Below are 11,715 nucleotides of genomic sequence, written 5' to 3' on the forward strand. Positions count from 1 at the left end.
TTCATCCCTTCACCGCGCCTGCCGCGACGCCTTTAATAATGTATTTCTGCAGCGCCAGATACAACGCCAGCACGGGAATCGCCGCCAGAATGAGCGACACCAGCGCCAGGTTCCACTGTTGGCTGTACGTTCCGAAATATCGGTAGACGGTCAGTTGCAGCGTCATCACTTCCTCTCGCTGAAGCATGAGGAAAGAGAGAATAAAGTCGTTCCAAACCCACAGCACGTTTAACACCGCTGCAGTGGCCGTGACGGGTAGCAGCAGCGGAACGATAATGCGAAAGAACGTCTGGTAGACGTTCGCCCCGTCGATTCGAGCGGCCTCTTCCAGCTCCGCCGGAAGCTGAGTCATAAAGCCCCTGTAGAGGAAAATCGTAAACGGAGAGAACAACGCGACGATCATCAGCACTAGTCCTAAGCGGGAGTTCATCAGATTCAGCTCGGATGCCAGCTTAACCAGAGGGATCATAATCGTCTGGAATGGCACCATCATCGACAGCGTGAAGAACATGAGCAGCCAGAAGCCGCGAGAACCGTTCATTCGCGAGATCCGATAGGCCGCCATTGCGCTTAGCAGCAGCGTGAATCCGACTCCTAAAGCCGTTACGAGCACCGTATTCCATAGCGCCCGCGGGTAATGCATATCCTTCCACACCCGCTTGTAGTTGCCGAGCTCCCATGTCTCCGGCCAAGACACGAAGGAACGGAGCATCTCCCCGTTCGTCTTGAAAGAGTTCAACAGGGCGAACAGAATCGGCAGCAAAAATAGAAGCGCGAGCAGCACAGCCGCGATTTCTCCGAAGCCTCTGCGAATCATGCGCTCACCTCCTTATTGCGCAATACTCGGAACTGTATGAGCATAACGATGACGATAAACAAGCAGAACACGATCGAGCGGGCCGTTCCCGATCCATACGAGTTCGCCGTGAACGCCTCGCGGTAAATGTTGATCGCCAAGCTTTGGCTGGAATTGGCCGGGCCTCCGCCGGTCAAAGCCAAAATCAGGTCGAACACTTTGAAGGAATTCGTCGTCGTCAGAAAAACATTGGAGACGATCGCGGGCATCAGCAGCGGAAGGGTCATTTTCCAGAACCTCGTCCAGCTCCCCGCTCCGTCCACATGCATCGCTTCCTTCAACTCTCCGGGGATGCCTTGAAGTCCTGCCAAATAGATCACCATGGCCAGCCCGACGCTCGACCATAGGGAAACCCCGGCAATCGGATACAGGATGTGGTCCGGGTTGCCTAGAAAGCTATAAGTAAGAAAGTTCCACCCCAGCTTCGTTCCCAATTCGTAGAAGACGGAGGAAAACACGAATTTCCATAGGAAGCCGACCACGATCAAGGAAATGACGTTCGGCGAGAAGAAGACGACGCGAAGCGCGTATTTCGATTTCAGCTTGGAATCGACGAGCAGCGCCAGAAGTACGCCGAAGACGTTGACAAGCACGATGTTCAGCGCGGAAAATTGCAGCGTAAACAAGAAAGAATCGCGGAATTCTCCGCTGTGCAGCAGCAGATCCGCATAGTTGCGAAAGCCGACCCAATTAAACGAATTTTGCAAGCCGTCCCAATCGGTGAACGAATACAGCAACGAGCCTCCGAGCGGAACGATGAAAAAGATCGCATACAGTATCAAGATCGGACCGATAAAAGATAACGTAATCCCGATCCCTCTTAGCTTCGACGAAGCCCCGGATGACATTTCAAACCACTCCCAGAAGAGGAGAAGGACACTTCTCAAGGTGCCCTTCCGCCTCTAACTCTTTATTTTTTCGCCCACGAAGCCGCGATTTCCGTCATGACGTCTTCTGCCGTTTTCTTCTTGAAGAAGTAGCCCTGCATGATCGCTTCCGCCTCTACCCGAGTCGAGCCGTTCATCAGCACTTGCGACCATGGAACAACCTTCTGCGCGTTGACGTAGGACAGAATATCGTCGGCGATCGGATTGCTGGAGACGGTTACGCCTTCGATGGCCGGAATCTGCTTCATATTCTCGTTGGCAATGCCGTTGCCTTCCTTGGTCGTTAGCCATTCGAACAGCTTCTTAGCCGCTTCCTGATGGGCGGACTTGGTCGTGATCGCGTAGGAGACGTTCACGTTAACTCCCAGCTTCGCATCGTCGGCGTTGTCGCTGTAAGGGATGGCGCCGAAACCGAGCTTCGCGTCTTTGTTGATGTCGATAATGCTGGAATACGCCCAGTAGCCTTGCTGAAGCATGGCGACCTTGCCTTGAGCCAGCAACGATAGGCTCGCGTTATAGTTATTGGAAGAGGCTTGCGGATCGGCATTCCCATAGATCAGGTCCAACGTTGCAAATCCTTGCTTCAGCCGATCCGATTGGATAGACTGACCGGCCTTGGCGTTCTCCGCCAGCGCTTTGACGTCGTCGGCCGTACCCGCGATCGTCGTGAACAGGGTATGAGCAAGCGTCCATCCATCCGCTACCGCCAAACCGAACGGCGTAATGTTGTTCGCTTTGAGCTTGTCGATCGCCTCCCGCAGTTCCGTCTGCGTCTTAGGAAAAGCTTCGATGCCCGCTTCCTTGAACAAATCCTTGTTGTAATAGATGCCCATTCCGGAAATGTCGAGCGGAATCCCGTAGATTTTACCGTCCGGTGTCGTCATCTGCGAACGAATCTGCTCCGAATAATTGCCGATATAAGCATCGTTGGCCAGATCGAGGATATGTCCGGCTTGTCCGAGCTCCAACAGATCTCCGTATTCGCCCATGACGATATCCGGCATGTCGTTGGAGGCGATCTTCGTCTTTAGCACCGTGTAATAATCCTGGTCGTTTACGAGCAGGTCAACCGTGATGCTTGGGTTCTGCTCCGTAAATTTCTTGAAAGTCTCCTCCAATGCCTGCCGTTTGTCCATATTGAAAAGGAAGGCAGTAAGCGTTACGGGCTCGCCCCCGGCGCTGGCGCTTGGCGAAGCGCTCTCGCCAGCCGGCGAGGAAGCGGGGCTAACCGACGGCGAAGAAGCGTTGCCGCCGTTATTGCCGCAACCGCCAAGCACGAGGGCAGAGCCGATCAACAGCGTGGATGTCAGGGTTAGCAAGTTCTGTTTGCGCAAAATAAAGACCCCTCTCGAATTGAATATCCTCATTATAAGGATTCCGAGAAGGGCCACCTACCATGATATTAAGCAATCGATTAGCACGATATTAAGATCGTTCGCGCCTGACCGTCGAGTTAATGCGGTATTCGGAAGGCGTGCGCCCGTATTCCCTCTTGAATAGCTTGTCGAAGTAACTGAAATGATCGTAGCCTACGGCTGAGGCGATCGCGGAGACGGAGCGGTCGTCCTCCTCCAGCATCCGTCTCGCCTCGTCTAGACGCTGAGTATGAATGTAACGAACGACCGTGACGCCGAATTGCCGCTTGAACTGGGAAGCCAAATACTCTTTGCTCATAAAGAATCTCTCGGCCAAGTCCGCAAGCGACATTTCCTCTCGAAAGCCGATGTCGATATACTCCTTCACTGCGAGCGCCCGGTTTCCTCGCGTCGAGCTTTCCGCCAGATAGGCGGCGTCGGTTACGAAGGATTGCAGCGTCTCCTCGAACAGATCCAACGCTCTCGCCCCGTCGAAGTCGATCCTCGTCGCAAACGGCTCCACCCCGTCCAGCAGATCGGCAGCACAGCGCAAGCCGAATTCCGTCTCCACTCGCGCCAGCAGCAGCGTCCAGGCCTGGAACAGGAACATCGCCGACAGACGCCCGGAAGCGGTCGCCGCCCCGAACAGCCGCTCTAATTCGCCGCGAATCCGAAACGGCAGCCCGTGCTTGATTAAATGGCAAGCCTTCGGCACGAACGCGTCAACCGCCGCAAGCAGCTCGGGGCTGGAAGCCTGACGATTCGCCTGTCCGTTCGGAAAGATTGCTGTTCCTAGCTCAAGCGAACGAAGATCGGCATAGAACGCCGAGTCCTCCAACGCTGCGATTGCCGAAGAGAAGTCGGCTATACGTCGGCCCAAGTCGTCGGATAAGGCGAAAGCTTTCAATTTGAGCACTTGACCGAGCGCGTCCAATAGCTCCTTCACCCACTCTCCCGAGGAGACGGAAGCGGGAACGGTCAACCAATAGCTCCAGTCGTACCGTCCGGACGGACCGAACAACAAATGCAAATCTACGCTCTCCGCATGTTCGGCAATAAGCTTACCAATCGCATAGTTCAGCAATTGTTTATCCTTATTAAATCGCTCCCGCAGCGCATATTCATAATCCGCAATTGCGATGACATGGACTTGGCACAAGTCCTCTCGGACAAACGCGGGAAGCCGTTCCGTCTCCTCCCGCGACAGCTTGCGCCCTTCGTACACATTGTCCAACACGGAGGCCAAGCGAAGCTGCGACTTCTCCCGCTTCATTTCCTCCCACAGCCGTTCAGTTTGTTCCCGGAACCGATTTTTGCCGATTCGCTCCTTCGCTTTGGCTAAAGCCGCCTCCACGTCTTCTCGATCAAACGGCTTAAGCACGTAATCAACGGCCTCGTTCGCGAGAGCCTGCTTCACGTAACCGAAATCGTTATGTCCGCTGACAACGATAACCGGAATGTCGAGCTTGCGTTCGCGCAGGCGCTCCAGTAATTCGTTCCCGTTCATCACGGGCATGATCATATCGAGCACGATCAGGTCAGGCTCTTCGTTCCGCACGGCATCCAGCCCTCCGACGCCCGTCTCGGCCTCCCGGATCGATTCGATTGCCGGATCAATCTCTAACAGCAATCTTTTTAGCGCCCTTCTGACTTTCGGCTCGTCTTCGATGATCAGTACTTTCATGATGCCGCCTCCGTCCTCCAACTGATCGATACGCTTGTCTTTCCATGGATCGCTTTAATAGCAATGCCATCGGAGCCAGGAAACAAATATTGCACGCGCTTATGCACGTTGGCGAGCCCCACGCTTGTCCCGAGCGACCCGCTCTCCCGCACCTGCCGAGTTAACTGATCCGCTTCCCGTTCATCGAGCGTACCGGCCGAATCGCTCACCGTCAACACCACGCTCCCGTCCGTCTCATGCGCCTCGATCGCAATCTTGCCATGACCGGAGCGGGAAATACCGTGAACGAAAGCATTCTCAACGATGGGCTGAAGGCTGAGCTTCAGCATCGGCGCCGTCTCCAGATGATTCGGAATGTCGATGCGGAATTCCAGGCGATCCTCGAATCGGTACTTCTGAATCGCCAGATAATTGCGGATGTGATCGACCTCGGCAGAGAGCGTTACAATGTCATTTTGATGATCCGTCGTATAGCGGAACATAGCCGAGAGCGACTTGACCATTTTACAAACGTTGTCGGCCCCGGCCTCCAGAGCTTCGGAGTAGATCGAAGTCAGCGTATTGTATAGAAAATGCGGATTGATCTGCGACTGAAGGGCCCGCATCTGCGCGACCGATTCGCTCATCTTAAGCTCGTACTCTCGCTTGATCAACGCCTCGATTCGTTCGACCATGGATCGGAATTGCAGCTCGAGAAACCCGATCTCGTCCCTACGTTCCCGCTTCGGTTTCCATCCCGCCAGACTGAAGTCGCCCTTGCCGACTTCTCGCATCCGTTTGACCAGGCCATAGATCGGAACGGAGATTTGCCGGGACAGCATGAGCCACAGCACGATTCCGACCAGCAAAAATGCGGCCCCCCAGAGCAGGGTCGGCTTGACGGCGTCCCACGCAATCTCCTGCAGCGTAGCCTTGGACAGAAAGGTCGCGACTGTCCACCCATAGACGTTGGTCTCGCTTACGATCTCAAGCTGATCCTTGGCATCCGGCGGTTCCTTCAAGGTCGAATAGATGACGGTGCCGTCCGCATCGCGGATTTCCGTATTTTCTACGATAAAATCTTTGCCCAGCATATTTTGAAAATACGTGCCGCCCAGGTCGATGCCGATCACCCCTGCCTGCATCTTCTCAATGACGTCAGGGATCGATCGTCCCACGAACAGCAACGGCTGGTCGGACTCGGCGCTCGCGTTACGAACGACGACCAGATTGCCGTCGTGGCGTTTCGTCTCCTCGATCCATGCCGGATTGTCCGTCTCGGGAACCTGCTCGTTGCGAACATCCAGAAATTTCGCATTCACTTTGAACATCCGATGATCCGCATCCCTGTACAAGTACACGTTACTGAAGTCGTTCAGCGAATGGGTCAATATTTTCAGCAAATTTTCCACGCGGCGCTGCTTCGCGATCGCTTCCTCGCCGGCATGCTGGCTTTCCGTAACAAAATTGTACAACTCGGCCGTCTGATAGATGCTTAGCATATTGTTGTCCATACCGCGAATCGACAGCTCGAACGACTGGTTAAGTCGGTCGGCCTGCGATTTGTATTGGGCGATCAGTTCGCTCTTCAGACGTTGATTAATCGAGTCATAAGAGACGAACACGTTCACGGCGAGCGGAAGAATCGTGCAAAACAGCAGCAACGCCAGCAGCTTGAATTTAATTTTCATCGAGACTGATTCACCGCCGGTTTTGTAGGATTGAAACCATGGAATCCCCCTTATTAAAACACACGATCCCCCATTTGATAAGGTATAATAAAAGAGACAACCGCAAAGATCCAGGAGGAATAGACTTTGAGCGCCAACGAAAATTACACGATCAGCACCTATACCGACGGCTTTCCATTGTACGAACTGAAGGAGCGCGACACCGATTCGTCCTTTGTCGTCTGTCCGCAACGCGGAGGCATTCTGACAAGCTGTCGTCTTCATGGACAAGAGCTGCTTTACTTAGATCGCGACACCTTTCTGAATCCGCAAGCGAACATCCGGGGCGGCAACCCCATACTGTTCCCGATCGCGGGCCAGCTTGTGAACGGCGAATACGAATGGAACGGACAAGTCTATCCGATGAAAAACCACGGAGTGGCACGGACTGCCGAGTGGGAAGTCGTAGAGACCGGCTCTTCGGATTCGGCGTTCATTACGTTGTCCCTGCGCAGCAATGCGGAGACTTTGGCCGCGTATCCGTTCGAGTTTGAGCTGGTTTTCACTTATCGGCTTAAGGACGGCGTCCTCTCGCTTGAACAGCAATATCGCAACCTGTCCGCGGAGCCGATGCCGATGGTTGCCGGCTTTCATCCGTATTTCGCCACCGAGAGCAAAAATCTCACCTACGATACGGACGCGACCCGCATGCTGGATTACAACGACAAGCAAGAGAAGCCGTTCGACGGATATTTGAAGCTGGAGGGAATGGTCGAATCGGCGGCGCTTCTGAATGCCGACAAGCCGGAGATCGTTTTCCCGCTCGCCCAGGGACGCAGCGTTCGCTTAAGCTACAGCGAGCAGTTCCGTTACGTCGTGCTGTGGTCGGTGGAAGGCAAGCCGTTCGTCTGCGTAGAGCCTTGGACCGCCCTGAACGAAGCGCTCAACCATAAGAAGGAGCTGCTCATGGTCGCTCCGGGCGACACTTTGGAGCTCGCTTTGAATTTTGCGTTGGAAGCTTAACCGACCAAGTGAAAAAGGACCTCAGTCTCCACCGTTTAAGGGTGGAAATTGAGGTCCTTTCATTTTAAATGAGGGAACGGCCACTCATCTACGTATTTGTACCGCCGATCAAGCTGTCCAGCCGACCAATCGTCTCCCCCGCATCGCTCGGCCCATACTCCTTAAGCAAAGCCAGCATTCCTCTCACCAGCAGACGATGGCCAGTAGACGGTTTCTCGACGATCTCCTTCAGCAGGGTCAGAGCTTCCATTAGATCGCGCTGCGTATCCTCGCTGCGCTCGGAGGCCGTCGCGACAATTCGGCCTTCTATCTGGGTCAGCAAAAACAGCTCCTCGGTGACGACCTCCTCCGTTAATCCGGCCAAGCTCCGCAGCTTGGCAAGATCCATCGGAGGCAGCATCGGCACCTCCCCCGAACGGAACAGCCCGTTCATCATATCGTCGAGCCGCCGCAAAATATACCGGCTTAGCTGCCGTCCGTCGAACACCTGCTCCTCGAAGAGCAACTGCTCGAAATACTGAGCCCACATTCCCGATACCAGCGCGGACGCATCGGCCAGATAAGGGGTAACCTGCTCGCCGTAGATCGCCATCATGTGCGAAACGTGCCAGAGCTGCGATCTCGCGCGAAGTCGGAAGATCATTCCCTGAATTTGCGGATGAAGACCGGTAAACGGCTCCTTGATCAGCATTTTCATAAAATCCAGCTGCTCGAGGACGAAGCGGTATTGGCGTTCAAGCTGGGAGGCAAACTTCTCCCGGGGAGGGAGAAGCGTGTCCCCGGGCTTCTCTCTCATTTCCGCGAACAACATTTCTCCGTAATACTCGATAACCGAGATGAGAAGATCGTCCTTGGACTTGAAGTAGAAGTAGATGGAGCCTTTAGCCATGCCAAGCTCGTCGACAATTTCCTGGATCGAGGTTGCGTTAAATCCTTTGCGGGCAAAGCAATGGATCGCCGCCTCAAGAATCAACTTCTTTTTATCCTGCACGACTGTCTACCCTTTCTTTCGACGACGGCCAACCGTTAAGCATTTGCGTTTTTCGATTTCCGTCTCATTTTCATCAGCAGCTCGTAAATAATCGGAACGATCAGCAGTGTAAGCAGCGTAGAGCTGATCAGACCGCCGATAACCGTTACGCCGAGCCCTTTGGAAATGATGCCAGCGCTCTCGAAGCCAAACGCCAGAGGCAGCAGCGCACCGATCGTCGCCAGCGCGGTCATCAGAATCGGACGCAGACGAGTTCCGCCCGCTTCAAGCAGAGCTTCCCGAGTAGACATTCCCTCGCGCTCCTTGTGAATAACGCGGTCGATCAATACAATCGCGTTCGTGACGACGATACCGATCAACATTAGGGCACCCATCAGCGCCGATACGCTTAGCGTTTCGCCTGTCAGGTACAGCGCCACCAGACCGCCGATAATCGCAAACGGCAGCGAGAACATGATCGCGAACGGAGCAAGACCGCCTCCGAACGTAAGCACAAGCGCCAGATATACGATGGCGATTGCAGCAACCATAGCCAGGCCGAGCTGGGTAAACGTTTCATTGATTTGCTCGGTAACGCCGCCGAATTGCACCTCGATGCCGGAAGGAAGCTCCAGCTTGTCGACCTTGGCCTGCAAATCGCTTGAGACTTTAGCGACATCCGACTCTGTAATGTTGCCGGTCACGTTAACGACCATTTTGCCATTCTGTCTGGCGATCGAGTTCGGCGATGTGCCCTCTTCGACCGTAGCCACTTCCCCGATCGTCACTTCCATTCCGAGCGGCGAACGCAGCTTCTTGGCCAGAATGTCATCTACGCTCTTGTATTCCGCTTGCTCAACGGCAACATAGACGTTGTAGCGTTTGCCGTCTTCTTCGATTTGCGTCAGCACTGGACGAACGCGTTGAGGGCTAAGCTCCATCGCAATCTGGCCAGGTACGAGCCCGTAGCGGCTCAGCTTCTCCTGATCGGCGACAAATGTATACTGCTCATACGTCTTGGACAGGCTGGTTTTCACTTTCTCGAAGGAATTATCGGCTTTCATCAGATCGGCGATTTGATTCGCCACCGGAGCGATCTGGTCAAGAGAATCGCCGAATACGCTCAGGCTGAACTGGCTGCCTCCGAATCCTCCGGTTTGATCCATCTCGGCCCATTCTCCTGTCGGAACCGCTTTGCGCAGCTCCTCGATAAGCGCCGACTTCTTGTCTGCGAAATCCTTCGTATCGCTTTTGTATTGCAGGAAGAACAATCCGGACTTGGACGGTCCCGGCTGCAGCGGATTTTCTCCGCCTACCGAGTACTGCACGCTGGTCACTTCCGACTGGTCCATAATGACTTTCTCGGCGACCAACGCCTTCTGCTCTACATCCTCGATCCGATCTCCCGGATCCGGACTGTACGTGACCATAGCATACTTGTCTTCCTGATCCGGCAGGAAGCTCGCGCCGATCAGAGGGACAAGGAACAGACTTCCGACCAGCAGCGCAAAAGAAATGACGAGCGTAATGATTTTATGATTTAAGGCGGAGGACAGCAAGCGACGATAGCCTTGAGCCAGTTTACCGTTATTTTCTTCGTGGTCGTGGCCCTTGCCTTCCTTAACGCCTTTCTTGAACATCTGATGCGCAAGCATCGGCACGACCGTGATCGCCACGAGCAGCGAAGCCAGCAGCGCGAACACAATCGTTAATGCGAACGGAAGGAAAATTTGGCCGACCATGCCGCTAACCAGTCCGAGCGGCAAGAATACGGCGATCGTGACGATCGTCGAGGACATGATCGGAAGGAACATCTCCATCGTCGCCGCCTTGACCAGCTCGCTGCCCTTCAGCTTCTCGCCCTTGAGCGACATCCGACGGTAAATATTCTCGATAACGACAATCGAGTCGTCGACGACCCGGCCAATCGCGACGGTCATCGCTCCGAGCGTCATAATGTTCAACGTAATATCGAACTGCTTCAGGAACAATACCGCGATAATAAGCGACAGCGGAATCGACACGATCGAAATCAGCGTCGTGCGAATGTTCCTCAAGAAGAGTAGGATTACGATTACCGCGAACAACGCCCCGAATAAGGCTTTGCTGAGCATCGTCTCAACGGATTCCTCGATCGGTTTGCCTTGATCCAGCATGATGTCGATCTTAAGATCCGTAAATTTCTCTTTCAGCTTATCCGCTTCCGCTTTAACTCCGTTTACCACTTCGACCGTATTGGCGTCATTCGCCTTTACGACCTGAATACCGATGGACTCTGCGCCGTTCGTGCGGGAGATGGATTCGGCCTTGCCCATAACCTCGATATCGGCAATGTCTCCGAGCAGCACGGTCGGCAATCCCGCGTTCGGCATCGATGCCGCTCCGCCCGCATTGTCCGCGCCCGAAGCTGCGCCGCCTGCGCCTTCCGCGCCCGGAGCCGGTGCGCCGCTTCCTCCCGGTACGGCTTGTCCAGCGCCTCCCGGCGCTCCTGCCGCGGAAGGAATAACCGGAATCGCTACCTTCTTCAGATCGTCGATCGTCGTAATTCTGCCGTCCACGACAACCGTTTTCTGCGTTTGGTCAAATTGGAACAGTCCTAGCGGAGCCTTCAATGCCGAGCCCTGAACGATCCCTTTGACCGTATCCTCCGTCAAGCCCAGCTCGGCGAGCTTCGCCTGATTGAATTTCAGCGAGACTTCCTTCACAAACTGACCGGCGATTTGCACGGAGGCCACGCCCGGAACGCCTTCCAGCGCCGGCTCCACTTCCTCCGATACGATTCTCGTCAGCTCTTCGAGATCGCCTTGACCCGATGCGCTCAAGGAAATGACCGGGAACGAGTTGAACGAGAATTTGGAGATGTTCGGCGCCTGCACGCCTTCCGGCAGCTTAACGTCCGATGCCGCTTCCCTCAACTGCGCGACCGCTTGATCCATATCCTGACCGAAATCGTATTCGATGAAAATCGACGATACGTTTTCCATCGATGTCGAGGTTATGTTTTTGACGCCTTCCGTATTTTGAAACCTTTTCTCAAGCGGTTCCGTAACATCTTGTACGACCGAATCCGGAGCTGCCCCCGGAGCCACCGTCGTCACGCTAAGGAACGGAAGGCTCAAGTTAGGCAAGCTTTCCTGCTTCATCGTCATCCCGGAATACAAACCCGCTACAACGATGATGATCGTAATCATCCATAACGCAAATTTGTTCTTTAGAGAAAATCCGATAACACTCTTCATATGTCCTCTTCCTCCTCCAATCTCTCTGTTCAAAATCTTATCGAACGACTGG

The 11,715-nt window shown here is 54.4% G+C and carries 8 protein-coding genes; 1 reads left to right on the forward strand and 7 read right to left on the reverse strand.

Annotated elements, in window-relative coordinates:
- Position 1 precedes the first annotated feature (1 nt).
- From DFP98_RS34115 to DFP98_RS34135, 5 genes are all read right to left on the reverse strand, one after another.
- Positions 2-817: a carbohydrate ABC transporter permease gene (locus DFP98_RS34115; protein WP_116065107.1), complete on the reverse strand. Its 816-nt coding sequence runs from the start codon at positions 815-817 to the stop codon at positions 2-4.
- Positions 814-1,704: a carbohydrate ABC transporter permease gene (locus DFP98_RS34120; protein ID WP_116065108.1), complete on the reverse strand. Its 891-nt coding sequence runs from the start codon at positions 1,702-1,704 to the stop codon at positions 814-816. Before DFP98_RS34120 ends, DFP98_RS34115 begins: the two co-directional genes overlap by 4 nt.
- Positions 1,705-1,766: 62 nt before the next feature.
- A complete protein-coding gene (locus tag DFP98_RS34125; protein ID WP_209072735.1) occupies positions 1,767-3,077 on the reverse strand; it encodes an ABC transporter substrate-binding protein in 1,311 nt (436 codons plus the stop codon).
- 91 nt (positions 3,078-3,168) lie between these two features.
- Positions 3,169-4,782 carry a response regulator gene (locus DFP98_RS34130; protein WP_116065110.1) on the reverse strand — a complete coding sequence of 538 codons (1,614 nt, stop codon included), beginning with the start codon at positions 4,780-4,782 and terminating at the stop codon, positions 3,169-3,171.
- Entirely contained in the window at positions 4,779-6,452 is a 1,674-nt protein-coding gene (locus DFP98_RS34135; protein ID WP_116065111.1) for a sensor histidine kinase, read from the reverse strand. Before DFP98_RS34135 ends, DFP98_RS34130 begins: the two co-directional genes overlap by 4 nt.
- A gap of 126 nt (positions 6,453-6,578) precedes the next feature.
- On the opposite strand from DFP98_RS34135, the gene DFP98_RS34140 reads away from it, so the two are divergent.
- A complete protein-coding gene (locus DFP98_RS34140) occupies positions 6,579-7,454 on the forward strand; it encodes an aldose epimerase family protein (protein ID WP_116065112.1) in 876 nt (291 codons plus the stop codon).
- Positions 7,455-7,542: 88 nt separating this feature from the next.
- Here the strand turns inward: DFP98_RS34140 and DFP98_RS34145 are convergent, their stop codons facing one another.
- Both DFP98_RS34145 and DFP98_RS34150 read right to left on the reverse strand, forming a co-directional pair.
- A complete protein-coding gene (locus DFP98_RS34145) occupies positions 7,543-8,445 on the reverse strand; it encodes a TetR/AcrR family transcriptional regulator (protein WP_116065113.1) in 903 nt (300 codons plus the stop codon).
- Positions 8,446-8,480: 35 nt separating this feature from the next.
- Complete coding sequence (locus DFP98_RS34150) at positions 8,481-11,663, reverse strand: efflux RND transporter permease subunit (protein ID WP_116065114.1); 3,183 nt, start codon at positions 11,661-11,663, stop codon at positions 8,481-8,483.
- Between the last annotated feature and the right edge of the window lie 52 nt (positions 11,664-11,715).

Source organism: Cohnella phaseoli (assembly GCF_003386235.1).
GTDB lineage: Bacteria > Bacillota > Bacilli > Paenibacillales > Paenibacillaceae > Cohnella > Cohnella phaseoli.

Excerpts from the sequence above, each read along its gene's own strand:
- DFP98_RS34150 (WP_116065114.1), bottom strand. The coding sequence starts at position 11,663 with ATGAAGAGTGTTATCGGATTTTCTCTAAAGAACAAATTTGCGTTATGG.
- DFP98_RS34135 (WP_116065111.1), bottom strand. The coding sequence starts at position 6,452 with ATGAAAATTAAATTCAAGCTGCTGGCGTTGCTGCTGTTTTGCACGATT.
- DFP98_RS34130 (WP_116065110.1), bottom strand. The coding sequence starts at position 4,782 with ATGAAAGTACTGATCATCGAAGACGAGCCGAAAGTCAGAAGGGCGCTA.
- DFP98_RS34120 (WP_116065108.1), bottom strand. The coding sequence starts at position 1,704 with ATGTCATCCGGGGCTTCGTCGAAGCTAAGAGGGATCGGGATTACGTTA.
- DFP98_RS34115 (WP_116065107.1), bottom strand. The coding sequence starts at position 817 with ATGATTCGCAGAGGCTTCGGAGAAATCGCGGCTGTGCTGCTCGCGCTT.